The organism is Simplicispira suum, assembly GCF_003008595.1.
GTDB classification, from domain to species: domain Bacteria; phylum Pseudomonadota; class Gammaproteobacteria; order Burkholderiales; family Burkholderiaceae_C; genus Simplicispira; species Simplicispira suum.
The window spans coordinates 1,598,273-1,622,939 of sequence record NZ_CP027669.1; the positions used below are offsets into that span (position 1 = coordinate 1,598,273).

A 24,667-nucleotide genomic window follows, 5' to 3' on the forward strand; every position below is an offset into this window, starting at 1 on the left:
CGGGTTTGTGGCCGCAGCTATCGCGATTTTTCAAAACAGCCCACGATCCATCAGTGAAAGCGCTTCATTCACAAGAAAGATTTTTCAACTCACATGGGGAATCCCGAAGCCGTTGAGACGCAGCGTACGCATGGCCAGGTAGGCGTCGCTCCGGACCAAGCCGAAGTACGTAGCTCACCAGGCAATTCTTTCGGCGGCCTCAAAAAAACGCGTAAGCGGAAACGATCACGCCCCTGCGGCATTCGGGCGTGGAGAGAATCGACTCAAGCGGCGATCGCTTGCCGCAGTCGAGCGAGCACTTGCTCTGCCGTGACAAACCCCTCGGCCAGCGGCGCTGTCGCGCCATCGCGCTCCAGCAGCAGCGTGGGAAAGGAGCGCACGCCCCACTGCCGGCAGCGAGTGAATTCCTGCTGAACCGCCCGCAAGGCTTCTGGCGATTCGAACACCGCGCGGAACTCATCAAAATCCAGCGCCAGGCTGGTGCAGATGTTGGCGTAAAAATCCACCGCTTTGGGGTCTTGTCCCTCGACATAGAACTTGCGCTGAACCGCCGAGAAAAACGCCAACGCAGTCGAGCTTGGAAGGTGCTTGCGGGCCTGGAGCAGCTTGGCGGTCGCCACGGCGCGGCAGGCTGGCTCGGTGTCGTAGTCGAAATGCGCTGCCTCCAGCAGCGTGAAGCCAAACGGCTGCCCGGTGGCCTGGGCGATGTGGCGCCATTCGTTGCGCAAAAAGCCCTTGAACGCTGCGTTCCACGGGTCGCCGCCGCCCGCCCGCAGGCCACCCATGGTGATCGAGAATTCGATGCCATCGGCTTTGCAAAAGGTCTCTACTGCGCCGACGGTCGGCGAGATGCCCCAGCACCAGGAGCACATTGGATCGCCAATGTAGCGAACGGCCCACCCGTGGCGCGCATTGGGCGCAGCCGACGCGGCGGCATCGACAGGCGGGTCCAGGTCGGGCAGCAGGCAAGCGCCTGTGACGGGATCGCACTTCATCATGGCCAGGGACTCCTTCCTTTGATGGCTTGAGCAGCGGCGCTTCGACGGACGTGGCCTTGAGCCGGAGCCGCTGGAACGCCTTGCCCGGCCGAAGCCACTTCAGGCGCTGCGCAATACCCGGTGAAAAGGCAGAGACCCAAGAATTCCTCGCCTTATGGGTCTACCTACATACAGTTTCAAACGTCAATATTTCCCGCCCGCAGCGCATTCGCCTCAATGAACTCCCGGCGCGGCTCCACGTCGTCGCCCATCAGCATGGTGAACACGCGGTCCGCCTCGATGGCGTCGTCGATCTGCACGCGCAGCAGGCGGCGCACTTCGGGGTCCATGGTGGTTTCCCAGAGTTGCTCGGGGTTCATTTCGCCCAGGCCCTTGTAGCGCTGGCGGCTGGTGGTGCGTTCGGCTTCCGAGATGAGCCAGGCCATGGCCTCGCGGAAGTCGCCCACTTTCTCGGACTTCTGGCGCTCGCCTTCGCCGCGCTGTACGCGGGCGCCGTCGCCAAGCAAGCCTCGGAAGGTGTCGGCTGCGGTGGCCAGGGCGGCATAGTCAGAGCCGTGCACGAACTCCTGCTTGATGACGCTGCTCTTGATGTTGCCGTGGTGGCGGCGGCTGATGCGCAGCAGGGGCTTGTCGGTGCGGGCGTCAAATTCGCTCGCCACTTCGGCCGGCACGCCGGTGCTGGAGAGTTCGCGCAGAGCGGTTTGCAGCGCGACGGCGCTGGCTTCGGCGGCTTCCACCGTGTCGAGGTTCAGATGCACGCCGCCGGCAATGGCGCGCAGGGCTTCGAAGTCCATGAAATTGGACAGGCGCGTGATGACGTTTTCGGCCAGCTGGTGCTTTTGCGCCAGCTCGGCCAGGGTATCGCCGGCGAGCGTTTGCGGGTCGGCGCCACCGGTGGTCACGCTGGCATCACGCAGGGCCACGCGCAGCAGGAAGGTGTCCAGCGCCGGGGCGTCTTTGAGGTACAGCTCGTCTTTGCCGGCCTTCACTTTGTAGAGCGGCGGCTGGGCAATGTAGATGTGGCCGCGCTCGACCAGCTCGGGCATCTGGCGGTAGAAGAAGGTCAGCAGCAGGGTGCGGATGTGCGCGCCGTCCACGTCGGCGTCGGTCATGATGATGATGCGGTGGTAGCGCAGCTTGGCGACGTCGAAGTCGTCGCTGCCGGTACTGCCGCCGGCCTTGCCGATGCCGGTGCCCAGGGCGGTGATCAGCGTGAGGATTTCATTGCTGGTCAGCAGCTTTTCGTAGCGTGCTTTTTCCACGTTCAAAATTTTGCCGCGCAGCGGCAGGATGGCCTGGAACTTGCGATCGCGCCCCTGCTTGGCAGAGCCGCCGGCGGAGTCGCCCTCGACGATGTAAATCTCGCACAGCGCCGGGTCTTTCTCCTGACAGTCGGCCAGCTTGCCGGGCAGGCCCATGCCGTCGAGCACGCCTTTGCGGCGCGTCATTTCGCGGGCCTTGCGGGCGGCTTCGCGGGCGCGCGCGGCTTCGACGATCTTCCCGCAGATGATTTTCGCGTCGCCGGGGCGCTCCTGCAGGTAGTCGGTAAGCAGCTTGCCGACGATGTCTTCCACCGGCGCGCGCACTTCGCTCGATACCAGCTTGTCCTTGGTCTGGCTGCTGAACTTGGGCTCGGGCACCTTCACGCTCAGGACGCAGCACAGCCCTTCGCGCATGTCGTCGCCGGTGACTTCGACCTTGGCCTTCTTGGCGAAATCGTTCTCGTCGATGTACTTGTTGATGACGCGCGTCATCGCAGCGCGCAGGCCGGTCAGGTGGGTGCCGCCGTCGCGCTGCGGGATGTTGTTGGTGAAGCACAGCACTTGCTCGCTGTAGCCGCTGTTCCACTGCATCGCCACTTCCACGCCGATGTGCGTGCCGGCGATGCCGCCGTAGGTTTCGGCCGGACGCTCGCCCGAGGCGTAGAACGAGTTCGGATGCAACACGGTCTTGCCCTTGTTGATGAACTCGACAAAGCCGCGCACGCCGCCGGCGCCTGAGAAGTCGTCTTCCTTGCCGCTGCGCTCGTCTTTCAGGCGAATGCGCACACCGTTGTTCAGGAAGCTCAGTTCCCGCAGGCGCTTGGCGAGGATTTCGTAGTGGAAATCGCTGTTTTCCTTGAAGATTTCGGTGTCGGGCAGGAAGTGCACTTCGGTGCCGCGCTTGTCGGTGTCGCCCAGCACTTGCATGGGAGAAATTTCGACGCCGTCCACGGTTTCCAGAATGCGGTTCTGCACAAAGCCGCGAGAAAATTCGAGTACATGCACCTTGCCCTCGCGGCGCACCGTCAGGCGCAACATGCTCGAGAGCGCGTTCACGCAGCTCACGCCCACGCCATGCAGGCCGCCCGAGACCTTGTAGCTGTTCTGGTTGAACTTGCCACCGGCGTGCAGTTCGGTGAGGGCAATTTCCGAGGCACTGCGCTTGGGCTCGTGCTTGTCGTCCATCTTCACGCCCGTGGGAATGCCGCGGCCGTTGTCGGTGACCGAGATCGAGTTGTCCGAGTGGATGGTGACGACGATGTCGTCGCAATGCCCGGCCAGCGCCTCGTCGATGGAGTTGTCCACCACCTCAAACACCAGGTGGTGCAGGCCGGTGCCGTCGGACGTGTCGCCGATGTACATCCCTGGGCGCTTGCGCACCGCCTCCAGGCCTTCGAGGATGGTGATGGCGCCTTCGCCGTAGCCTTCGCTGGCGCCGGCCTGGTGGGCGTCGATCCGCTGGACGGGGGCAAGCGGTTCGTCGGATTCGGGCAGATTCTGGTCAGCGGTCATAAAATATTAGCCAAATTGGCCTCTAGCGCATATGAATCAAGCGCAAGCAGCTATAAAAATCGTAGTAAACACACGGACTTGCGCAGTGGGCGCTCGGGGTGTGCCAGCGGCCGCCGTGGAACTGGCTCTGCCAGGCCACTGGTGGCGTCCCCCTTCCCGCAACGCACAGCGTTGCGAGAGAAGGGGCTGAAGACCGCAGCTCCAAGCCTGCCTGCGCAGGCTTGGACGGCCCTGAAGAGCCTCTGCCTCTGGCAGCGGTGCGGAGGAATAAAGCGACACAGGGGGATCGCCCTAAATTCTCATTGGCATCACGACGTACTTGAAGCTCTCGTTTTCGGGAATCGTGATGAGCGCCGAGCTGCTGCCATCGGCGAGCGCGATCTGCACCATGTCTTGCGGCATGCTGGCGAGCGCATCAATCAGGTAGGTGACGTTGAAGCCGATCTCGATCGGCTCGCCGCCGTAGTCGATATCAAGCTCGTCCACGGCTTCTTCCTGCTCGGCGTTGTTGCTGGTTACGCGCAAGCTGCCGGGCTCAAGGTTCAGGCGCACGCCCTTGAACTTGTCGCTGGTCATGATGGCGGTACGCTGCAGGCTGGCCAGGAGTGGCGCCCGGCCCAGGGTAATGGTGTTGCCGTGGCTGCGCGGAATCACGCGGTTGTAGTCAGGGAACTTGCCCTCGACCAACTTGGTGACGAACTCCATCGCGCCGAAGCTGAACTTGGCCTGGTTGTTGGCGAACTGCATTTCAATAGCGGCATCGCCGTCGCTCAACAGGCGTTGCAGTTCCAGCACGGTCTTGCGTGGAAGGATGACTTCCTGTTTGGGCACCTCGATATCGAGCGTGGCGCTGGCAAAGGCCAGGCGGTGGCCGTCGGTAGCGACCAGGCTGAGCGCTTTGCCTTCGGCGACGAACAAGATGCCGTTCAGGTAGTAGCGAATGTCCTGCACCGCCATGGCAAACGCCACCTGGCTCAATAGGTTCTTGAGCGTTTTTTGCGGAATGCTGAAAGCCGGACCGAAATTGGCGGCTTCCTGCACCAGCGGGAAGTCTGCGGCGGGCAGAGTCTGCAGCGTGAAGCGGCTTTTCCCGCCCTTGAGCAGCAGCTTTTCCTGGGCTGTCTCCAGGCTCACCGTTTGGTCACCCGGCATGGTGCGCAGCACGTCGATGAGCTTGCGCGCCGCCACCGTGGTGGTGAAGTCGCCGGTGTCGCCACCGAGTTCTGCCGTGGTGCGGATCTGGATTTCCAGGTCGCTGGTGGTCAGTTGCAAGGCGTTGCCGGTCTTGCGCAGCAGCACGTTGGCCAGAATGGGCAGGGTGTGGCGGCGCTCAACGATACCGGCGACCGATTGCAGGACTGCGAGAACCTTCTCTTGGGGGGCCTTCAGAACGATCATTTCATCCTCTTTTGGTTTTCTCTGGGAATGGGCGCCGTCTCCCGCGCCACGCAACCCGCCATTTTGCCCGTGCTCAGCCCTTGAGCGTCTGTTCCAGCACATGCAGCTGCTGGTTCAGTTCGGTCAGTTGCTGGCGCTCACCAGAAATTTTGCGCACCGCGTGCAGCACCGTGGTGTGGTCGCGCCCACCGAACAATTCTCCAATCTCGGGCAAGCTCTTCTGCGTCAGCTCCTTGGCCAGGTACATGGCAATCTGGCGCGGCCGGGCAATGCTGGCCGGGCGCTTCTTGCTGTACATGTCGGCGACCTTGATCTTGTAGTAGTCGGCCACCGTCTTCTGGATGTTCTCGACGCTGATCTGTCGGTTCTGGATGGACAGCAGATCGCGCAGGGCCTCGCGCGCCAGCTGAATCGAGATTTCCTTCTGGTTGAAACGCGAGTACGCCAGAATTTTGCGCAGCGCGCCTTCGAGTTCGCGCACGTTCGAGCGCACGTTCTTGGCGACGAAAAACGCCACTTCCTCGGGCATTTCTACATTCTCCGCCCGCGCCTTGTTGATCAGAATGGCAACGCGCATTTCCAGCTCGGGCGGCTCGATGGCCACCGTCAGGCCCGAGTCAAAGCGCGAAACCAGGCGCTCGTGGATGTCGGCCAGCCCCTTGGGGTAGGTGTCGCTGGTCATCACAATGTGGCTCTTCTTGGCCAGCAGCGCCTCGAAGGCGTTGAAGAACTCTTCCTGGGTGCGGTCCTTGTTGGCGAAGAACTGCACGTCGTCGATCAGCAGCAAATCGAGCGAGTGGTAGCGCTGTTTGAATTCGTCGAAAGTTTTGCGCTGGTACGACTTGACCACATCCGAGACGAACTGCTCTGCGTGGATGTAGAGAACTTTCGCGTTCGGCCGGTCGGCCAGCAGCTTGTTGCCCACGGCGTGCACCAAGTGCGTCTTGCCCAGGCCCACGCCGCCGTAGATAAACAGCGGGTTGTACAAATGCCCTGGCATGCCCGCCACGTGCATGGCTGCGGCGCGTGCCATGCGGTTGGCCGTGCCTTCCACCAGGGTCTCGAAGGTGAGGGCCGGATTCAAACGATTGCGCGGCACCGCATTGGCTTGTGCCTCGTCGGGCCGCTGCTGAGCAGGCGCGGCGTCGCCACCCTGCACCTGGGAGTTCGCTGCAGGAGCTTGAGTACGCACGGCACTTACGCGCTGAGCAAGTGCTAACTCCAACATGACGGGTTGACCGTAGATCAGCTCCAACACGGATGCAATGCGGCCTGCGTACTGGGCGCGAATCCAGTCCAGCGTGAAGCGGTTGGGTACATACAGGGTGGCGCGCGAGAGATCTTCGGAGATCTGGGCGCTAAGGGGTTTGATCCAGGTGGCGAACTGCTGGGCAGGCAGATCCTGGGCCAGTTGATCCAGGCAGGCCTGCCACAATGCCTGGCCTGGTTGGGGGTCTGAGGGGCTGGGAGCGGGATGCGCGAGTTCCTCTGTCATGTAGGGTGAATTCTTGTGGATAGAGGGAACGAACGAGGGGTTGCGATTGTATCTTGTCCAGACCTTATCCACACCCGGCGTGCAGCCCATTGACCGATTCCCAGGCGCTGCGCATTGCCCTGTCCCTCCAAGCCTGCGATAATCGCCGGTTTCCCTGAAACTGTTCAGGGCAAATGCATCGCAATGTCCGCTCCCCCAAGGGTTTTCCTCGGTGGGTGGCTGGCCCGAACATTCTCCAAGGAAAGACCATGAAACGCACTTACCAGCCCTCCAAGACCCGCCGCGCCCGCACCCACGGTTTCCTCGTGCGTATGAAGACCCGCGGTGGCCGCGCTGTCATCAACGCCCGCCGCGCCAAGGGCCGCAAGCGTCTGGCCGTCTGAGCCTGCGTGGGCCGCACGGCTGCGCACCAGGCTTGCGCATCCTCAAGCGCTTCTCGCATCTATGCAGCGCCTGAAAACCCGCGCGCAATTCCAGGCCACGTTGTCCGGCGCTACCGTGGCGCGCACGCCCCACTTTGCCCTGCACCGTCTAGCGCTGGCGCCTCAAGAAGCGCAGGAGCCGGCGCTCGGCCTTGGGCGCGTGCCGGCTGTGCTCATCGCGCCTGGCAGCGTCTGGATGGGGGCCATGGTGCCCAAGCGCTGGGCGCGGCGCGCCGTGACGCGCAATGCCATCAAGCGCCAGATATACGGTGTGGCTGCGGTGTTTGAACCGCGCCTTCCGGTTGCGGCCCATGTGGTTCGCCTGCGCTCGACGTTTGATCGCCAACAATTTGTCAGCGCCTGCTCGGCGCCACTCAAGCTCGCGGTGCGCGAGGAATTGCATGCGCTGTTCGAGCGCTCGCTGCGGAGTCCCCTTTGATGCGCAGGCTTTTGATCGCGCTGGTGCGTGGCTACCGCTTGCTGCTCAGCCCCTGGCTGGGCTCGGCCTGCCGCTTTGAGCCGACCTGTTCTGTGTACTCCATCGAGGCACTTGAGCGTCACGGGGCAGCTGCGGGCAGTTGGTTGACGCTTTCGCGCCTGGCGCGCTGCCAACCCTGGTGTCAGGGCGGCCACGATCCGGTGCCGCAAGAGCCGCCACGCGCCATGCGCTTGTTTTCGCGCCTGCTGAATCCGCACGAATCCCCTTCCTCTGCTTCTGAGAAGACTCCATGAACGACATCCGCCGCACCATTCTGTGGGTCATATTCGGCTTTTCCATGGTCCTGTTGTGGGACAAATGGCAGGTGCACAACGGCAACCGAGGCACTTTTTTCCCGGCGCCGGTGCAGCAGGCGGCCACCCCGTCGTCTGCAAACAAGCCTTTGCCTGCAGATTTGCCTGCAGCCGCTGGAGCCGCTCCCCGTGCTCCCTCGATAGCAACGACAACTGAGCAAGCGGCTCCTCTGACGCGCGAAAAGATCGTGATCGAAACCGATGTGTTTCACGCTGTCCTCGACAGCCAGGGCGGCACCTTGTCCGAGTTGGAGCTCAAGCACTACAACGAACAGTCGCGCAATCGCAGCTTCATGGACTCGATCAAAGGCCTGTTTGGCATGCCTGTGCCGGCGGTCGAAAGCACCCCCGTCGTGCTGATGGAAGACGGCAGCCCGGCCATGCGCTACGTGGCGCAAACCGGTCTGCTCAATACCGTCGATGCGGGTGCAAGCTTTCCCAATCACCTGACGCCCATGAGCGCGCTGCCCGGTTCGCGGGTGCTCGCTGACGGCGAAAATACGCTGGAGGTGACGTTTGAATCCCAGCCTCAGGGGGGGCTGAAGTATCGCAAAACCTATGTCTTTAAGCGCGGGGATTACTCCATCCGCGTGAAGCACGAGGTGGTCAACGTGGGCGACCAGTCGCGCGACGCGCAGTTGTATCTGCAACTCGTGCGCCATGGCACGGTCGCGTCAGGCAACATGATGGGTGCCAACACGTTTGCCGGGCCGGCGGCCTATACCGAAGAAAAGAAGTTCCACAAGATTCCCTTTGCGGACATCGAAAAGCAAAAGGCAGAGGTCCCGCCGCCAGCGGACAACGGCTGGATTGCCATGGTCCAGCACTACTTTGTTTCTGCCTGGCTCCTCAATGCCCCCGACGGTCAGAACCTGCAGCGTGAATTCCGCGTGAAGCGCCTGGGAGACAACCAGTATTCCGTGGCAATGGTGATGCCTTTGGGCAGTATTGCGCCCGGCGCGAGCGAAACCGTGGACAGCGATCTGTACGCAGGCCCCCAGGAAGAGAGAAAGCTTGAGGTGCTGGCGCCTGGCCTTGAGCTGGTGAAGGACTATGGCGTTTTCACCATCATTTCCAAGCCGCTCTACTGGCTGCTCAATCAGCTGCACACTGTGCTGGGCAACTGGGGTTGGTCGATTGTGGGGCTCGTGTTGTTGCTCAAAATCGCCTTTTACTGGCTCAACGCCAAGGCCTACTCCAGCATGGCCAAGATGAAGGCCATCAACCCCAAGATCACCGAGATGCGCGCGCGGCTCAAAGACAAGCCGCAGCAGATGCAGCAGGAGATGATGCGCATCTACCGCGAGGAGAAGGTCAACCCCATGGGCGGGTGCTTTCCCATCGTGATTCAGATTCCGGTGTTCATTGCGCTCTACTGGGTGCTGCTCTCGAGTGTGGAAATGCGCAACGCCCCATGGATCGGCTGGATTCAGGACCTGTCCACTCCCGACCCGTTCTTCATCCTGCCGTTCCTGATGATGCTCAGCTCGCTCTTGCAGACCGCACTCAACCCTGCGCCGCCGGATCCGATGCAGGCCAAGATGATGTGGCTGATGCCGCTGATGTTCAGCGTGATGTTCTTCTTCTTCCCTGCCGGTCTGGTGCTGTATTGGCTGACCAACAACGTGCTGTCGATTGCCCAGCAGTGGGTGATCAACACCCGCATGGGCGTACCGCCACAGTTCAATTTGCCGAAATTTAAGTGACCCCCCTTAGCGGCTTCGCCGCTCCGAGCATCCGCCAGAGGCGGCGGCCCTTCGGAGCCGTCCAAGCCTGCTCAGGCAAGCTTGGAGCTGCGGCTCTCAGCCTCTTTTCTCGCACTGCGTGCGGGAAGGGGGACGACACCGGCGCTGGGGGGCGGCGTGGCCGGCACAGGCCCTTGCGCGCTGTCCCGCGCCTGGGGCCGCGTCAGTATTTAACGTTCTGCCGCTACTGATCGCCTGGCATGCTCCCGCGCCACCACGAACCCATCGCCGCTATCGCTACCGCCCCAGGGCGCGGTGCGGTGGGCATCGTGCGCGTTTCGGGACGCAGCCTGGGCGGCCTGGTGCAGGCCCTTTGCGGCAAGGTGCTGCGGCCGCGCGAGGCCACCTATCTGCCCTTTTTCGAAGCCGACGGAACGCCGATAGATCGCGGTTTGGCGCTGTTCTTCCCCGCGCCGCACTCCTACACGGGAGAAGACGTGCTTGAACTGCAGGTCCATGGGGGGCCCGTGGTGCTGCAATTGCTGCTTGCGCGCTGCCTGCAGGCAGCGGCCGAGTCCGAGCCTGCCACGGGTGTCGCGCGCTTGGAAGGACTGCGCTTGGCGCAACCCGGCGAATTCACCGAGCGCGCCTTTCTGAACGACAAACTCGACCTGGCGCAGGCCGAGGCCGTTGCCGATTTGATCGACGCTTCCACCAGCGCCGCCGCGCGCAGCGCCGCACGCTCGCTTGGCGGTGCGTTCTCGAAGGAAGTCCATAGCCTGCGCGACGCGCTGGTGCATCTGCGCATGCTGGTGGAGGCGACACTTGATTTTCCTGAGGAAGAAATCGACTTCTTGCGCAGTTCCGACGCGGCTGGACAGCTGCAAAGATTGCAGCAAAAACTGGCTGTCGTGGCCGATCAGGCGCAGCAGGGGGCACTGCTGCGCGAAGGCATCAAAGTGGTGATTGCCGGTCAGCCCAATGCGGGCAAGAGTTCGCTGCTCAATGCGCTGGCCGGCGCCGAACTGGCTATCGTCACCCCCATCGCCGGAACTACACGCGACAAAGTGCAGCAGACCATTCAGATCGAGGGCGTACCGATTCACATTGTCGACACGGCCGGCCTGCGCGAAAGTGGCGACGAAGTCGAGCGCATTGGCATCGCCCGCGCCTGGGAGGCGATCGCGGATGCCGACGCTGTGCTGTTCCTGCACGATCTCACGCGCAGTGACGCTATTGAATATATAGCTGATGACGCAGTCATTGCAAGCGCCATGGCCGAATTTAAGCCTAAATCTGTACCCTTGCTCGACGTCTGGACCAAAAGCGACTGCGTCCCGTCGCTTCCCGAGAGCAGCGCACCGCGTGCAGGTGTGACACTGTCCTCACGCACCGGGGAGGGCTTGCCTGCCTTGCGGCGCGAATTGCTTGCCATGGCCGGTTGGCATGCGGCGCCCGGTGGCGTCTTCATTGCGCGCGCCCGCCACGTGCAGGCCCTGCAGGCGGTGGGCGCCCACCTTGCTGTGGCGTCGGATCGGCTCGAAGGCGAAACCCCTGCGCTGGACCTGCTCGCGGAAGAATTGCGCCTGGCCCAGAACGCCTTGAACCAGATCACGGGGGCCTTTGGCGCCGATGATTTGCTCGGCGTCATTTTTTCGAGTTTCTGCATTGGCAAATAGGCGCCTTGCTTTGTAAGCGACCGTAAAGCCTTCTTGTGCAGTTTTGCCATTCGCGATAGCGTCAGTAGATCATGAATGCACCCTTGCCCACCTCCATCAAACTCGACTTGCAGGGTTTGATCAACGCCATCGTCCAGGCCAGCGCCGAAGACAGCATGAGCAATCCGCTCTCGGCTGCGCAGTGGGAGATGCTGTCTGCCTACATCCAGCCCATGACGCTGGCTGCCGGTCAGACCTTGTTTGCCCAGGGCTCCTCCGAGCGCACTTTGTACTTCGTCGAAAGTGGCAGTCTGAGCGTGCACTATGAAGATGAGAAGTCGCGGGTGCGCCTGGCCATCGTTACTGCGGGCTCTGTGGTCGGCGAAGGGGCGTTTTTCTCGCACCGTACGCGCAGCGCCACGGTTCAGGCGACGGTGGCGAGCAAGCTCTGGAGCCTGACCGCCATGCGGTTTACCGAACTGAGCAACCGCCAACCCGCCGTTGCCCTAAACGTTGCCATGGCTGCGGGCGCGGTCCTCGCCAAGCGCATGACCAATCGGCGCCGCCGCATCGCCACCACCTGAGCACGGCCCCTGCGCCTGTGGTGCAGGCACCCTCTTGCTCGGCGGCTCACAGCCCGGCTGTTGTGAAGCGCAAGCTTTTTCAACCGTTCGACTGCATTTGCCTCAGACTTCACTGGCGAAAGCGGGGTGGCTTGCCCTAAACTCGGCCGAAAGCCGCTATTGCGGTGCATGCTTTCTTGCAGCCATGCCGTTCGCACTGTGCATGGCGGGCGCAAAGACGGTCAGAGACGCGCACGCAGCGCTTGTCATAGGTGGAAGAAAGAACAAGATGTCCATTCTGAGCTGGTTCACCCGCAAGAGCGCACCGGTCCCCGCGCGCAACATGGATCCATCGGGCTTGCTCAATCCCGAAGCGACCGTTCCGCTCGTGCCAGGGCGCGATGGTCGCCAGATGCCCGAACCGGCGCCGCCGGAGCACGCGGCCAACCGCAAGAACGAGCGCATGGAGCGGCGCGAACTGCTCTACACCGTGGTCCGCGATGCCATGGTGCGTGCCGGCGTGCTGTCGGCCAGCTACAAGTTCAAGGTGCTTTCTCTGGACCAGCGCGGCAGCCAGTTTTTGGTCATGATGGATCTGGCCCGCGAGTTCGGGGGGGACACGGCCCGCCTCAGCGAGATCGAAGCCTTGATTGCCCAGACCGCAAAGTCGCGCTACGACATTGCGGTCACCGCCGTATATTGGCGCACCAACGAGCATGTTGCGGTCGGTAACCCGCAGAAAGCTGCGGCGGCACCGCGCCCGGTGGCTGCTGCGGCAGGTGCCCGGCCGGCGCCCGCGACCGCGCCTCTTGCCGCGTCCACTGCTGCGCCGCGTCCAGCCTTGCGGCCTCCACCGGTTCCCTTTGACCCGATTGAGGCCGATGAGGTAGCGGCCTTCAAGAAGGCGCTGAGTTCAGCTGCCACGGGCGATCCTGCTGCTCCTCGGGGAGTTCCGGTGCGCACCGGCCCTTTGCGTCGCCCGCGCGCCGATGATTTCGCCGACACCGAAATGCCGCAGGCCGGGCCGCGTGGCCCAGACCTGAGCGGCACGCAGTACGGTGATTTGTGACGGCCAGCTAGGGCCGTGAGTTGGTAGGGCGTGGAAAAATGAAAAGGGGCGATTCTCGGCAGCTTTCTGAAACGAACTTCCAACTCGCCACACTAGTGTCCGGCAAAGTCCACCAGCGTATACAAATCCAGGCCGGCTGCACGCAGTCGGGTCGAGCCGCCCAGTTCCGGTAAATCGACAATGGAGGCGCCTTCCACCACCTGCGCGCCCAGCTTTTCCAGCAGCTTTTTGCCCGCCATCATGGTGCCGCCGGTCGCGATCAAGTCGTCCATGAGCAGCACGCGGCTGCCTGCGTGTACGGAGTCGGTGTGCAGCTCGACCGTCGCGCTGCCGTATTCGAGTTCATAGGTCTCCTCCACGGTCGTGAAGGGGAGCTTGCCCTTTTTTCGAATAGGCACAAAGCCCACGCCCAGCTCGTAGGCCACCACCGCGCCGAGGATGAAACCCCGCGCGTCAAGCCCCGCTACGACGTCGGGACGGCGATCGTGGTCCATGTAGCGATGCACAAAGGCGTCGATCAAGATGCGAAATACCTTCGGATCCTGCAGCAGCGGCGTGATGTCGCGAAACTGAACCCCAGGTGCAGGCCAGTCCGGCACCGTACGGATGTGTTCGCGCAGATAGTCAGAAAAGCTGGGTGTGGGCATGGCGCAGTGTTGGGAATGGACGCAGTTGACAAACGGCTGCGCGGAAGGGCAGTGTAGTGAATCCACGCTGCTCTGGCGCTGCCGTTCAGCGGCAAAGCGCCCATAATGATTTACCAACTCTTGCGCGCAACGCGAGCAGCACCCTGCCATGACGGTTTCCGTTCTTCTGATGGAAAGCAGCGACGAACACGCGGATGCCGTCCGGGGAGCGTTGGCGGACTCGTGGTTGGCGTGGGACGTGCACGGCGCGGCATCGCTGCGCCAGGCACGGGACGCCCTGGCCCTGCGCCTCTTCGATGTGGCCTTGGTTTCCTACCGGCTCGCCGATGGCGCTGCCTACGATGCCTTGAAAGATCTTCGCGCCACGCCGGCGCTGATCCTGGTGCCGGCGGGCCGTGAATCGCAAGCAGCGCATGCGCTGCGCCATGGCTTTGCCGATTTCGTGATGCAGGACGTGGCGGGGCAATACCTGCTTTCGCTTCCTGCGCAGATCGAGGCAGTCCTGGAGCGCGCACGCGCAGCGCAATCGCGCGAAGCGGCAGAACAGCTGCTGGCGCGCCAACACCGCCTGCTGCAAGCGATCTTTCGGGCGCAAGCCTTGTTCATCGACAGCGCTCCGGCGCGTCAAACCTTTGAGACCTTGCTCAATGAGCTTCTGGCACTGACCGAAAGCGAATGGGGCTTCCTCGGTCAGGTGGAAACTGCCGCCGCAGGCACACGGTTGCTCCGCATCCACGCAATCACCGACATCGCCTGGGACGCTGCCTCGCGCGCTCAGTTGGCCAGGCTCGATTCGGGGGGGCTGGTTTTTGACAACCCGCGCACCCTGATCGGCCAGGCGCTCCAAAGCACCACGCCGCTGATCAGCAACCATCCGGCGGACGATCCCCGCGCCGGTGGGCTGCCCCCCGGACATCCGCCGCTGCTTTCTTTCATGGCACTGCCCATCGTCGCAGGAGGCGAGGTGGTCGCCATGGTCGGCATCGCCAACCGTGCGGGAGGCTACTCGACGGCCGACGTGAGCTTTTTGCAGCCCCTGCTCAACACCGTCGGCCAGTTGGAGCTGGCGCGCCGCAGCGATGCACAGCGCCGCAGCATGGAGTTGGAGCTGGAGCGCACCAGCGCCGCGCTGGAAGAGAAAACGCGTGCGCTCGAACTCACGCTGGCCAGTGTTTCTCAGGGAATGGCCAACGTTGACGAAAATGGATTTATCCGTGTCTACAACCAGCGCTACCTTGAACTGCTGGATCTGCCGCGTGAGCTGCTGGACCGCCAACCGCACATGAGCGAAGTGGTGCGGTTTCAGGTGGCACGCGGCGATTTTGGGCCGGGATTGGTCAATATCGACGCGGCTGCACGCCCTTACGTGGCCGCCGAATCTGCAGCGCTGGCACGTTTTGGAGATACGCCTGAGTACTACCTGCGAAAGACCACGCAAGGCCGCTACCTGGAGGTGCGTACCCGATTGTTGCCCGGCGGAGGCCGGGTGCGCACCTTCGCCGATGTCACCGACTACCTTGCCGCGCAACTCGCTCTTGCCCGCAGCGAGGCGCGCTGGCGCAGTCTTACGCAGTTGTCGTCCGACTGGTACTGGGAGCAGGACACGCAAAACCGTTTGGTGCGCCTGGAAGGCAATATGCGTGCAGATGGCGGCATCTCCGAAGAGCAGTTGCGCGGCCGCTCGCTCTGGGATGCGCCGGAAGGCCGCGTGGACAGCGCCGCCCTGGCAGCGCACCGTGCGTGCATTGATGCGCAGGAAGTTTTTCACGATTTCGAAGTGCTGCGCACCACACCGTCGGGTGAACTGTTGTGGTTGGGGCTTAGCGGCGAGCCGATCTTTGACGAGGACGGGGCTTTCACCGGCTACCGCGGCGTCGCACGCGATATCACTGAGCGCAAGCGGGCGGCGGCCGAAATCGAGCGACTCGCTTTTTACGACGACCTGACCGCTCTGCCCAACCGGCGTCTGCTTCTTGACCGGCTGCATCAGGTCATGGCGCAATGCGCAAGGTTCGGGACGCACGGCGCGCTGTTGTTTCTGGATCTGGACAACTTCAAGGATATCAACGACACCCTCGGACACGAGTGGGGAGACCGATTGCTCCGTGAAGTGGGCCAGCGCCTGACCGAAGGGCTTCGCGCCACCGATACGGTGGCGCGGCTGGGGGGCGACGAGTTTGTGGTTGTTCTCCAAGGTTTGGGCGGTAGCCAGATGCAAGCTGCGCAGGAAGTCGAAACGGTCGCCTTGAAAATTCTGGCGCGGCTCAATCAACCGTACGAGATCGAAGAGCGCTCGATACATAGCACGCCGAGCATTGGCATCACGCTGTTCGAGGGCGATCCCTGCAGTTCCCAGGAACTGCTCCAGCGTGCCGACATCGCGATGTATGAGGCCAAGGCACAAGGGCGCAACACGGTGTGTTTCTTCGACCCCGAGATGCAAGCTGCGGCTTCGGCGCGTTCGCTGCTTGAGGCGGATATGCGTCAGGCGCTGGTAGAGTCGGAGTTTTTTGTGCAGTATCAGCGCGTCGTCGACCCTGGCGGCAGTCTTCTTGGTGCAGAAGCCTTGGTGCGCTGGCAGCATCCCCAGCGCGGTCTGGTTCTGCCGGGGACATTCATCAGCGTGGCGGAACAAACCGGGCTCATTCTGCCGCTGGGACGGTTTGTGCTGCGAAGCGCCTGCGAGCAACTGGCTGCCTGGGCGCAAACAAGTCGAAGTGCCGCCTGGACGGTATCGGTCAATGTCAGTGCGCAGGAGTTTCGGCACCCGGAATTCGTCGCCCAGACCCTTGCCATCCTGGAAGAAACCGGTGTGAACCCTGCGGCACTCAAGCTCGAACTTACCGAAAGCCTGTTGCTACACGACGTGGAAGACTGTATCGCCAAGATGCAGGCACTGCGCAGCCGGGGCGTGGGTTTTTCGCTGGACGACTTCGGCACCGGGTATTCGAGCCTGGCCTACCTCAAACGTCTGCCGCTGGACCAGCTCAAGATCGACCAAAGTTTTGTTCGCGACGTTCTGACGGACCCCAACGACGCAGCCATTGCCTGCACCATCATTGCGCTGGCCCAGAGTCTGGGGCTGGATGTGGTGGCAGAAGGCGTGGAAACCGAAGGGCAGCGCCAGTTTTTGCTGAACAACGGCTGTCGCCGCTTCCAGGGGTATCTGTTTGGGCGCCCCGGTCCTCCTGAAGCCTTGTTTGGCCGCTGAGTTCTCCCGGCTCGGCGTCCGCGTCTTGCGGCTCCCAAGCCCTCACCGCCAGGATCAGCCGCGCAGCAGCCGCTCTTCTGCCAGCGCCAGCGCAGGGGGAGCGCCCGAGAGCACCAGCGTATCGCCCTCGGCCAGCACCGACGCGTCGTTGGCTGTCAGCGCGTGACCCAGGCCGTCGCGCAGATTCACCACGCTTACGCCCATTTCGGGCAAACCGAGTTGCCCCAAGGCCTGCCCCAAAGTCGCTGCGCCGGCGGGAAGGGTCAGGGTGACCAGGCGGGCCTGTTCGCGTTCGGCGGCAGTGTCGTCGTCGGCACCGTGAAAATAGCCGCGCAGCAGCTGATAGCGGGCGTCGCGCTGGTCTTGCACTGAGCGGATCACGCGCCGCATTGGCACCCCCACCAGTGCGAGCGCATGGCTTGCCAGCATCAGCGAGCCTTCGATCGCCTCGGGCACCACTTCGGTCGCACCGGCCTCGCGCAGGCGCTCCAGGTGCAAGTCGTCCTGCGTGCGCACCACGACCGGCACGTGCGGTGCATGCGCGCGCGCGTTCGCCAGTACCTTGAGGGCGGCTGGCAGCTCCAGGTAAGTAACGGCCACAGCACTGGCACGCACCAGACCTGCTGCCATCAGGGCCTGCAGACGTGTCGCGTCGCCATACACCACCTTGTCCCCAGCAGCAGCGGCCTGGCGGACGCGGTCAGGATCCAGATCGAGCGCGAGATAGGGAATCGATTCGCGCTCGAGCATGCGCGCCAGGTTTTGTCCGCAGCGGCCATAGCCGCAGATGATGACGTGACCGCTGGTGTCGATCGTCTTTCGGGCAATCTGGGTCATTTGCAACGACTGCAGCAGCCAGTCACTGGCCACCAGGCGCATGACGATGCGGTTGCTGTAGAGAATCAGAAAGGGCGTAGCCACCATGGAAAGCACCATGGCCGCGAGAATGGGGTTCATCAATGCCGGCCGCAGCAGGCCGTTCTGCAAGGTCAATGACAGCAGCACGAAGCCGAATTCACCCGCTTGCGCCAGATACAGGCCGGTGCGCAGCGCCACGCCGGTGCTCGCGCCGGTGAGGCGCGCCAGCACCAGAATGATCAGCAGCTTCAGCAGCAACGGGACCACCAGCAGCCCGATCACCAGCCACCATTGCTCCAGCAGGATGTGCCAGTCCAGCATCATGCCGATGGTGATGAAAAAAAGCCCCAGCAGCACATCGTGAAATGGACGGATATCGGTGCCCACCTGGTGACGGTATTCGGTTTCCGATACAAGAACACCGGCGATGAAGGCGCCCAGCGCCAGGCTCAGGCCGGCGAGATCCGTGAGCCAGGCCAGCCCCAGCGTGATCAGCAGCAGGTTGAGCATGAAAAGCTCATCGCTCTTGCGGCGCGCCACCAGCGTGAGCCACCAGCGCATCACACCCTGTCCTCCTGTGAGTAGCACAGTGACCAGCACTGTGGCCTTGAGCAGCGCCAGGCCGAGAGCCCCCAGCAAGAGCTCAGGCGATGAGCCCAGGGCTGGCACCATCACCAGAAGCGGCACGACGGCGAGGTCCTGGAACAGCAGGATGCCCATCACGTTGCGCCCGTGCTCGCTCTCGATCTCCGCGCGTTCGGACATCAGCTTCACGACGATGGCTGTGCTGCTCATGGCCAACACACCGGCGAGCGCCAGGGCGGTCTGCCACCCCACGTCCCACACACCGCCCAGCCACTGCGCCAGCAGCAGCGTGCCGCCGAAACCGACGGCCATCGTCAATGCCACCTGCAGCAGTCCGAGTCCAAACACCTGGGCACGCATGGCGCGCAGCTTGGGCAGGCTGAACTCAAGGCCAATGGCAAACATCAGAAAGACCACGCCGAATTCGCCCAGGTGGCGCACGCTCTCCGAGTTGCGGGCCAGGGCGAGCGCGTTGGGTCCAATCAGCACACCCGCGATCAGATAGCCCAGCATGGGAGGCATGCGCAGGCTGCGGCACGCAACAACGCCCAAGACCGCAGCCAGCAGGTACAAAAGCGTGAGAGCGAGGCTGGACATCATCCAATGCTAGCTTGTGCGGGTCCGTTGCACGGAGAAACTTGATCCCTGTCTTCAATCTTCCTGAGTGGTTCGGAGGCCGTAAACAGATTTTTGGCCCGCCGATAGAATCGCTCCATGCATGTCGCTACCCTTTCCACGCGTCCGTTCGACCCAGAGCGAGCATTGCGTCTGGGGCGCGAAACATTCGAAATTGAAGCGGCAGCGCTGAATCAATTGGCGGGCGCCTTGGGCACGCCCTTTTGCGATGCCGTCCACGCCATCCTGCTAGCTTCAGGACGCGTTGTGGTCATGGGCATGGGCAAGAGCGGCCATGTGGGCCGAAAAATTGCTGCGACGCTCGCCTCCACGGGCACGCCTGCCCTGTTTGTGCACCCCGCCGAGGCCAGTCACGGCGATCTGGGCATGGTGACTTCGGGCGATCTGGTGCTCGCCATTTCCAACAGCGGCGAAAGCGCTGAGCTGACGGCCATCCTGCCCGTGCTGCGTCGGCTGGGCACGCCACTGGTAGCCATCACCGGGCGGCCCGGCTCCACCCTGGGGCAGCATGCCGACACCGTGCTCGACAGCAGTGTGGAACGCGAGGCCTGCCCCCTGAATCTGGCGCCCACCACCAGCACCACAGCGCAACTGGCCATGGGCGACGCGCTGGCTGTGGCCTTGCTTGATGCGCGCGGCTTTCGCGCTGAAGATTTCGCCCGCTCCCATCCTGGCGGCGCGCTGGGACGCAAATTGCTCACCCACGTCAGCGACGTCATGCGCAGCGGCGACGAGCTGCCTCGGGTAGGCCCCGAGGCCGGCTTTATCGAGCTCATGCGCGAGATGAGCGCCAAGGGTCTGGGCGCCGCCGCCGTGGTCGACGAAGCCGGCCGCATCCTGGGCATCTTCACCGACGGCGACCTGCGCCGGCGCATCGAGAGCGGTACCGATCTGCGCCCTGCAAGCGCCGCCGAGCTCATGCACATCCACCCTCGCACCATTCGCGCAGATGCCTTGGCCGTTGACGCGGCAGCGCTGATGGAAACGCATGGCATCACCAGCGTCTTGGTGGTCGCCGACGGCGACATTCTCCAAGGCGTGGTCCACATTCGCGACCTGCTGCGCGCCAAGGTGATCTGAGGTGTTGCGACAACCCCCTGTGCGGCTGCGCCGCATCCCCCTTCTCTCGCTTCGCTGCGCGATGCGGGAAGGGGGGCGCCGCCAGGGCGGCGGGGCGGCCCCTGGGCGGCGGCTGCTGGGCTGTGCGGTGCCTTGTTCATGCGCGGTGTATGAAGCGAATGATCACTGAAATGCTTCGGTCCGGAACTCTGCCCGCACTGGGCTTCGCGCCGGAACTGCTCCTGGCTGCACAGGACGTGCGTGTGGCTTTCTTCGACGTCGACGGCGTGCTGACCGACGGAGGCATCTATTTCAGCGAGGCGGGTGAGACGCTCAAGCGCTTCCATACACTCGACGGCCATGGGCTCAAGCTTTTGCAGAAGGCCGGCATCGTGCCGGCCATCATCACCGGGCGCGACTCTGCGCCGCTGCGGCTGCGGCTTTCGGCGCTGGGCGTCGAGCACGCGGTGTTTGGCACAGAAGACAAAGCCCCGGCCGCGCAGCGTTTGCTGGACCAATTGGGCCTGGCCTGGAACCAGGCCGCAGCCATCGGCGACGACTGGCCAGACCTGCCGATGATGCGGCGCGCGCGCTTTGCCTGCGCGCCACCCGACGCCCATGTCGAAGTGCGCTCCCGTGCCCACCATGTGACCGCAGCGCGCGCTGGAGTGGGCGCTGCGCGCGAGTTTTGCGACCTCTTGCTGATGGCGAATGGCGCCTACGCTCGCCTGCTGGCTGAACATTGCACATGAGGAGCCGCACGCAACGTGCCTGGGACCGCATCGCGGTGTACCTGCCCGTTTTGCTCATGGGCCTGCTGGCGCTGGGAAGCTGGTGGCTGGTGCGCAACGCCCCTTCGGTGCCGTCGGACGCCCAGGAGGCGCCGCGCGGTCACGAACCCGATTACTTCATGCAGAATTTTTCGGTGAAGAATTTTGGTGCCGACGGCACGCTGCTCAGCGAAGTGCGGGGCGACATGGGGCGCCACTATCCCGACACCGACACGCTGGAAATTGACCGCATGCGATTGCGCTCTGTCGACGCCGCTGGTCGCCTGACGCATGCCTCCTCAGAACGGGCTGTGAGCAACGCCGACGGCTCGGAAGTGCAGCTCTTTGGCAATGCCCGCGTGGTGCGAGACGCGGCAACCGGCGCGCGCGCGCCGACCCAGCCACAGCTGTCCTTTGAAGGTGAATACCTGCACGTCTGGCCGCAACTTGAACGGGTGCGTTCCAATCTTCCCGTTACGCTCACGCGCGGCAAAGACCAGTTTACGGCCGATGGACTGGAATACGACAATCTGGCGCAGGTACTGAAGATGCAGGGCAACGTGCGCGGCACCTTGTCAGCAAAAAATGCAGATAAAAAAAGCCGCTAGCGCACGTTTATAAAGGGTTGCAAGCTATTTATTCAATAGCAATTTTGAATATGAAAAAAGCCTCCGAAGAGGCCTTTTAGGGGGCTACTGGGGGCGATCAATATCCGCCGCCGTAATCTCCGCCACGGCCGCCGCCACCGCTATTGCCGCCGCCGCGTGGGCCCGAGCCGTAGGGGCTGCGGAACCCGCCTTCGCTGCGGCCACCGCCGCCGTAGCCACCGCCCTCGCGCCCGCCACCACCATAGCCGCCGCCTCCGCCTTCGCGGCCGCCGCCATAACCGCCACCGCCGCCGCCGCTGCGCCCGCCACCGTAGCCGCCACCGCCACCGTACCCGCCACCACCGCCAAATCCACCGGAGCGGGGCGGACGGGGTTCCATTGGACGGGCTTCGTTCACCACAATGGCGCGACCGCCAAGCGACTGGCCGTTCATCCCCTGGATTGCCGCCTGGGCTTCCGCGTCGCTGCCCATTTCAACGAAGCCGAAGCCTTTGGAGCGGCCGGTATCGCGCTCCATCATGACTTTGGCACTGGTGACCGCGCCGAATTCGCCAAAGGCCTGCTCCAGATCGTTGTCACGCACACCATAGGGCAGGTTGCCCACATACAGTTTGTTGCCCATGCTTGGGACTCCTCAAGAACACAAAGAAAAAGCGATGGAGTCCCGAAACGCAAGCAGATCATCGCAACGACACCAACTGCGTGAACCCGACGCATCACCGCAAACCTTGCGTGCGCGTTCCTGCTGAAACGCCCGCTCGCGCATTATGAATCCGCTTTTTCAGCGAAATGCAAGCGGTTTGATGGATTTTTTGCGCGCACGGACAACAAAAAAGGAACCCGAGGGTTCCTTAGTCTGCCTGCCGAAACAAGTTCGGCAATGGCAAGGGACAGATCAGTAGCCGCCGCGGCCACCGCCGTAGCCACCACCGCCACCACCACCGCTGCGGCTACCGCCGCCGCCACCATAGCCGCCGCCACCACCACCGCCGTAACCGCCGCCACCACCAGCGCCGCCGCCGAAGCCGCCGCTGCGCGGAGCGCGGGGCTCCATTGGACGGGCTTCGTTGACCACAAGGTCACGGCCGCCAAAGTTTTGGCCATGCACGCCTTGGATGGCGGCCTGTGCCTCGGCATCGCTGCCCATTTCGACAAAACCGAAACCCTTGGAACGACCGGTGTCGCGCTCCATCATGACCTTGGCGCTGGAAACGGCACCGTACTGGCCGAAGGTTTGCTCGAGGTCGCTGTCGCGGAAAGAATAGGGCAGGTTGCCCACGTAAAGTTTGTTGCCCATGAAGGACTCCTGAAGAAACATAAAACGCGATGGAGTCCGACGCAATCAACAAACCTGTGACGACTTCAAAGACGCGAAACTGACCAGACACCGCTCATACACTGCTTTTTCGACATGCGAAAAAACGAGACCATTATCTGCCAATTTGCCAGGATGATCGCTTTTATTTGCCTTTTCTTCTGATTTGTGCCCTGGCGCAACGCCCGTATCGCGCGCATGGGCACCTACCGCTTTGCTATAGTTGCCGCCACGCGCCGATTTGCCACAGCTTGCGGGCGCTCTACAAATACTGCTAAAGACCGTCTCCGAGCCCCCCGGTACCGTTTTTAGCGTTGCCGGGTTTTTTTATGCCGCTGCTCGCCACGCCCCAGTTTCAGCATTTTTCCGAACCACTCGCCTTGCAGAGTGGCGCGGTCATCGCCGGCTACACGCTGGCATTCGAAACCTACGGCACGCTCAACGCTGAGCGCTCCAATGCCGTGGTGGTATGCCACGCGCTCAATGCATCGCACCATGTTGCGGGTGTGTACGCGGGTGAGGACAAAAGCGAAGGTTGGTGGGACAACATGATCGGTCCCGGCAAACCGGTGGACAGCAACCGCTTCTTCGTCATCGGCATCAACAACCTGGGCTCGTGCTTTGGCTCGACCGGCCCGATGCATGAGAACCCTGCCACGGGCCAAGTCTATGGCGCCGACTTTCCCGTAGTCACGGTGGAAGACTGGGTCCACGCCCAGGCGCGGCTGCTCGATGTGCTGGGCATCGCGCAACTGGCCGCCGTGCTCGGCGGCAGCCTGGGGGGCATGCAGGCGCTGTCGTGGGCGCTGCAGTACCCCGAGCGCGTGCGCAACGCCGTCGTCGTGGCGAGTGCGCCCAACCTCACGGCCGAGAACATCGCCTTCAACGAGGTCGCGCGCCGCGCCATCGTGACCGACCCCGATTTCCACGGCGGCAACTTCTATCGCCACGGCGTCATTCCAAAACGCGGACTGCGCATCGCCCGCATGATCGGCCACATCACCTACCTGAGCGACGATGTGATGAACGAGAAGTTCGGCCGCAGCCTCAGGCCGCCAGACCTGCTGGCCGGCCAGGCGCCGCCTTCGGACGACCCTGCGACCTTGCTGCGCGACTACCACTACAGCACCCAGGACATCGAATTCCAGATAGAGAGCTACCTGCGCTACCAGGGCGACAAGTTCAGCGAGTATTTCGACGCCAACACCTATTTGCTGATCACCCGTGCGCTCGACTACTTTGACCCTGCGCGCGCCTTTGGCGGCAACCTGACGCGTGCGCTGGCGCGCGCTACCGCCAAATTCCTGCTGGTGAGCTTCACTACCGACTGGCGCTTTGCGCCCGCGCGCTCACGCGAAATCGTCAAGGCGCTGCTGGAGAACCGGCGCGACGTGAGCTATGCCGAAATCGACGCGCCGCACGGGCACGACGCCTTTTTGCTCGACGATGCGCGCTACCTCGGCGTCGTGGGCGCGTATTTCGATCGCATTGCCAAGGAGCTGGCATGACCGAAAAAGCCACCATGCAGGCGCTGGCCGCGCTGGTCCCCCAGGGCTCGCGCGTGCTCGATCTGGGCTGCGGCGGCGGCGCCATGCTCGACTACCTGCAGCGTGAGCGCGGCTGCAGCGGCTACGGCGTCGAGATTGACGACGCCAACGTGCTGGCCTGCGTGCGCCGCGGGGTCAACGTGGTGCAGCTCAACCTCGAAGAAGGCCTGGCCATCTTCGAGGACAACTCGTTTGACGTGGTGCTACAGATCGACACCCTGCCCCATTTGCGCAACGCCGAAATCATGCTGCGTGAAACCGCGCGTGTCGGGCGCGCGGGTATCGTCGCCTTTCCCAACTTCGCCCATTGGCCCAACCGCCTCTCGGTGCTGCGCGGGCGCATGCCCGTGACGCGGCGCCTGCCCTACCAGTGGTACGACACACCCAATATTCGCGTTGGCACATTCAAGGACTTTGAGGTCCTCGCGCACAAGAACCAGCTGCGCATCCTGGATGCCTTTGGTTTGCAGGAGGGAGAAGTTGTGCGCTGGCTGCCGAACGCGCGTGCCGGGACGGCGGTGTTTCATTTTGAGCGGGCTGTTTAAGCAATGCGCGCAGCAGTGAACGTACGAGAGCG

General features: G+C 63.1%; 21 protein-coding genes. 13 read left to right on the top strand and 8 right to left on the bottom strand.

All coding sequences use genetic code 11. The annotated features are described in order from the left end of the window. Nucleotides 1-263 precede the first annotated feature (263 nt). The 4 genes from C6571_RS07510 to dnaA form a co-directional block, all read right to left on the bottom strand. Entirely contained in the window at nucleotides 264-998 is a 735-nt protein-coding gene (locus C6571_RS07510) for a DsbA family protein (RefSeq protein ID WP_106446131.1), read from the bottom strand. 176 nt (nucleotides 999-1,174) lie between these two features. Next, nucleotides 1,175-3,772, bottom strand: coding sequence for a DNA topoisomerase (ATP-hydrolyzing) subunit B (gyrB, locus tag C6571_RS07515; protein WP_106446132.1), 2,598 nt, complete (start codon nucleotides 3,770-3,772; stop codon nucleotides 1,175-1,177). Nucleotides 3,773-4,063: 291 nt separating this feature from the next. Next, nucleotides 4,064-5,170, bottom strand: coding sequence for a DNA polymerase III subunit beta (dnaN, locus tag C6571_RS07520; RefSeq protein WP_106446133.1), 1,107 nt, complete (start codon nucleotides 5,168-5,170; stop codon nucleotides 4,064-4,066). A 73-nt stretch (nucleotides 5,171-5,243) separates the two neighbouring features. Then, nucleotides 5,244-6,665 (bottom strand): chromosomal replication initiator protein DnaA, encoded by a 1,422-nt coding sequence (gene dnaA / locus C6571_RS07525; RefSeq protein WP_106446134.1) that lies wholly within the window; start codon nucleotides 6,663-6,665, stop codon nucleotides 5,244-5,246. A 248-nt stretch (nucleotides 6,666-6,913) separates the two neighbouring features. On the opposite strand from dnaA, the gene rpmH reads away from it, so the two are divergent. From rpmH to C6571_RS07560, 7 genes are all read left to right on the top strand, one after another. Further along, entirely contained in the window at nucleotides 6,914-7,048 is a 135-nt protein-coding gene (gene rpmH, locus C6571_RS07530) for a 50S ribosomal protein L34 (protein WP_005798102.1), read from the top strand. A gap of 61 nt (nucleotides 7,049-7,109) precedes the next feature. Continuing rightward, nucleotides 7,110-7,526 carry a ribonuclease P protein component gene (locus tag C6571_RS07535; RefSeq protein WP_106446135.1) on the top strand — a complete coding sequence of 139 codons (417 nt, stop codon included), beginning with the start codon at nucleotides 7,110-7,112 and terminating at the stop codon, nucleotides 7,524-7,526. Further along, a complete protein-coding gene (yidD, locus tag C6571_RS07540; RefSeq protein ID WP_106446136.1) occupies nucleotides 7,523-7,819 on the top strand; it encodes a membrane protein insertion efficiency factor YidD in 297 nt (98 codons plus the stop codon). Before C6571_RS07535 ends, yidD begins: the two co-directional genes overlap by 4 nt. After that, the gene (gene yidC / locus C6571_RS07545; protein ID WP_106446137.1) at nucleotides 7,816-9,585 is read left to right on the top strand and encodes a membrane protein insertase YidC; all 1,770 of its coding nucleotides are present in this window, start codon (nucleotides 7,816-7,818) and stop codon (nucleotides 9,583-9,585) included. Before yidD ends, yidC begins: the two co-directional genes overlap by 4 nt. Nucleotides 9,586-9,824: 239 nt before the next feature. Continuing rightward, on the top strand, nucleotides 9,825-11,243 hold the full coding sequence (gene mnmE / locus C6571_RS07550; protein ID WP_106446138.1) for a tRNA uridine-5-carboxymethylaminomethyl(34) synthesis GTPase MnmE: 1,419 nt from the start codon (nucleotides 9,825-9,827) through the stop codon (nucleotides 11,241-11,243). Between the two features lie 71 nt (nucleotides 11,244-11,314). After that, nucleotides 11,315-11,806, top strand: coding sequence for a Crp/Fnr family transcriptional regulator (locus C6571_RS07555; RefSeq protein ID WP_106446139.1), 492 nt, complete (start codon nucleotides 11,315-11,317; stop codon nucleotides 11,804-11,806). A 268-nt stretch (nucleotides 11,807-12,074) separates the two neighbouring features. Next, nucleotides 12,075-12,854: a hypothetical protein gene (locus C6571_RS07560; protein ID WP_106446140.1), complete on the top strand. Its 780-nt coding sequence runs from the start codon at nucleotides 12,075-12,077 to the stop codon at nucleotides 12,852-12,854. A gap of 92 nt (nucleotides 12,855-12,946) precedes the next feature. Here C6571_RS07560 and C6571_RS07565 read toward each other — a convergent pair whose 3' ends face one another. After that, nucleotides 12,947-13,501 carry an adenine phosphoribosyltransferase gene (locus tag C6571_RS07565; protein ID WP_106446141.1) on the bottom strand — a complete coding sequence of 185 codons (555 nt, stop codon included), beginning with the start codon at nucleotides 13,499-13,501 and terminating at the stop codon, nucleotides 12,947-12,949. Nucleotides 13,502-13,649: 148 nt separating this feature from the next. Here C6571_RS07565 and C6571_RS07570 point away from each other — a divergent pair, with 148 nt between their 5' ends. Beyond that, nucleotides 13,650-16,712: an EAL domain-containing protein gene (locus tag C6571_RS07570; protein ID WP_106446142.1), complete on the top strand. Its 3,063-nt coding sequence runs from the start codon at nucleotides 13,650-13,652 to the stop codon at nucleotides 16,710-16,712. Between the two features lie 54 nt (nucleotides 16,713-16,766). On the opposite strand, the gene C6571_RS07575 is transcribed toward C6571_RS07570, so the two are convergent. Next, a complete protein-coding gene (locus C6571_RS07575; RefSeq protein ID WP_106448105.1) occupies nucleotides 16,767-18,752 on the bottom strand; it encodes a monovalent cation:proton antiporter family protein in 1,986 nt (661 codons plus the stop codon). A gap of 117 nt (nucleotides 18,753-18,869) precedes the next feature. Between C6571_RS07575 and C6571_RS07580 the strand changes: the two genes are divergently transcribed. The 3 genes from C6571_RS07580 (at nucleotide 18,870) to lptC (ending at nucleotide 21,228) form a co-directional block, all read left to right on the top strand. After that, nucleotides 18,870-19,871, top strand: coding sequence for a KpsF/GutQ family sugar-phosphate isomerase (locus C6571_RS07580; RefSeq protein WP_106446143.1), 1,002 nt, complete (start codon nucleotides 18,870-18,872; stop codon nucleotides 19,869-19,871). A 158-nt stretch (nucleotides 19,872-20,029) separates the two neighbouring features. Further along, complete coding sequence (locus C6571_RS07585; RefSeq protein WP_106446144.1) at nucleotides 20,030-20,602, top strand: KdsC family phosphatase; 573 nt, start codon at nucleotides 20,030-20,032, stop codon at nucleotides 20,600-20,602. Beyond that, complete coding sequence (gene lptC / locus C6571_RS07590) at nucleotides 20,599-21,228, top strand: LPS export ABC transporter periplasmic protein LptC (protein WP_106446145.1); 630 nt, start codon at nucleotides 20,599-20,601, stop codon at nucleotides 21,226-21,228. The genes C6571_RS07585 and lptC overlap by 4 nt, the downstream gene beginning before the upstream one ends. A gap of 97 nt (nucleotides 21,229-21,325) precedes the next feature. On the opposite strand, the gene C6571_RS07595 is transcribed toward lptC, so the two are convergent. Then, entirely contained in the window at nucleotides 21,326-21,850 is a 525-nt protein-coding gene (locus tag C6571_RS07595) for an RNA recognition motif domain-containing protein (RefSeq protein WP_106446146.1), read from the bottom strand. A 273-nt stretch (nucleotides 21,851-22,123) separates the two neighbouring features. Next, a complete protein-coding gene (locus C6571_RS07600; protein ID WP_106448106.1) occupies nucleotides 22,124-22,525 on the bottom strand; it encodes an RNA recognition motif domain-containing protein in 402 nt (133 codons plus the stop codon). A gap of 347 nt (nucleotides 22,526-22,872) precedes the next feature. Here C6571_RS07600 and metX point away from each other — a divergent pair, with 347 nt between their 5' ends. Both metX and metW read left to right on the top strand, forming a co-directional pair. Next, complete coding sequence (gene metX / locus C6571_RS07605; RefSeq protein WP_106446147.1) at nucleotides 22,873-24,051, top strand: homoserine O-succinyltransferase MetX; 1,179 nt, start codon at nucleotides 22,873-22,875, stop codon at nucleotides 24,049-24,051. After that, nucleotides 24,048-24,635: a methionine biosynthesis protein MetW gene (metW, locus tag C6571_RS07610; RefSeq protein ID WP_106446148.1), complete on the top strand. Its 588-nt coding sequence runs from the start codon at nucleotides 24,048-24,050 to the stop codon at nucleotides 24,633-24,635. The genes metX and metW overlap by 4 nt, the downstream gene beginning before the upstream one ends. Nucleotides 24,636-24,667: the final 32 nt, after the last annotated feature.

Bases quoted from the DNA above. Each gene is read 5' to 3' on its own strand.
- mnmE (WP_106446138.1), top strand. From the start codon at position 9,825: ATGCTCCCGCGCCACCACGAACCCATCGCCGCTATCGCTACCGCCCCA.
- rpmH (WP_005798102.1), top strand. From the start codon at position 6,914: ATGAAACGCACTTACCAGCCCTCCAAGACCCGCCGCGCCCGCACCCAC.
- gyrB (WP_106446132.1), bottom strand. From the start codon at position 3,772: ATGACCGCTGACCAGAATCTGCCCGAATCCGACGAACCGCTTGCCCCC.
- C6571_RS07585 (WP_106446144.1), top strand. From the start codon at position 20,030: ATGATCACTGAAATGCTTCGGTCCGGAACTCTGCCCGCACTGGGCTTC.
- C6571_RS07555 (WP_106446139.1), top strand. From the start codon at position 11,315: ATGAATGCACCCTTGCCCACCTCCATCAAACTCGACTTGCAGGGTTTG.
- metX (WP_106446147.1), top strand. From the start codon at position 22,873: ATGCCGCTGCTCGCCACGCCCCAGTTTCAGCATTTTTCCGAACCACTC.
- C6571_RS07570 (WP_106446142.1), top strand. From the start codon at position 13,650: ATGACGGTTTCCGTTCTTCTGATGGAAAGCAGCGACGAACACGCGGAT.
- C6571_RS07510 (WP_106446131.1), bottom strand. From the start codon at position 998: ATGATGAAGTGCGATCCCGTCACAGGCGCTTGCCTGCTGCCCGACCTG.
- C6571_RS07575 (WP_106448105.1), bottom strand. From the start codon at position 18,752: ATGTCCAGCCTCGCTCTCACGCTTTTGTACCTGCTGGCTGCGGTCTTG.
- yidC (WP_106446137.1), top strand. From the start codon at position 7,816: ATGAACGACATCCGCCGCACCATTCTGTGGGTCATATTCGGCTTTTCC.
- C6571_RS07535 (WP_106446135.1), top strand. From the start codon at position 7,110: ATGCAGCGCCTGAAAACCCGCGCGCAATTCCAGGCCACGTTGTCCGGC.
- C6571_RS07565 (WP_106446141.1), bottom strand. From the start codon at position 13,501: ATGCCCACACCCAGCTTTTCTGACTATCTGCGCGAACACATCCGTACG.
- C6571_RS07560 (WP_106446140.1), top strand. From the start codon at position 12,075: ATGTCCATTCTGAGCTGGTTCACCCGCAAGAGCGCACCGGTCCCCGCG.
- dnaN (WP_106446133.1), bottom strand. From the start codon at position 5,170: ATGATCGTTCTGAAGGCCCCCCAAGAGAAGGTTCTCGCAGTCCTGCAA.
- C6571_RS07600 (WP_106448106.1), bottom strand. From the start codon at position 22,525: ATGGGCAACAAACTTTACGTGGGCAACCTGCCCTATTCTTTCCGCGAC.
- dnaA (WP_106446134.1), bottom strand. From the start codon at position 6,665: ATGACAGAGGAACTCGCGCATCCCGCTCCCAGCCCCTCAGACCCCCAA.
- C6571_RS07595 (WP_106446146.1), bottom strand. From the start codon at position 21,850: ATGGGCAACAAACTGTATGTGGGCAACCTGCCCTATGGTGTGCGTGAC.
- lptC (WP_106446145.1), top strand. From the start codon at position 20,599: ATGAGGAGCCGCACGCAACGTGCCTGGGACCGCATCGCGGTGTACCTG.
- metW (WP_106446148.1), top strand. From the start codon at position 24,048: ATGACCGAAAAAGCCACCATGCAGGCGCTGGCCGCGCTGGTCCCCCAG.
- C6571_RS07580 (WP_106446143.1), top strand. From the start codon at position 18,870: ATGCATGTCGCTACCCTTTCCACGCGTCCGTTCGACCCAGAGCGAGCA.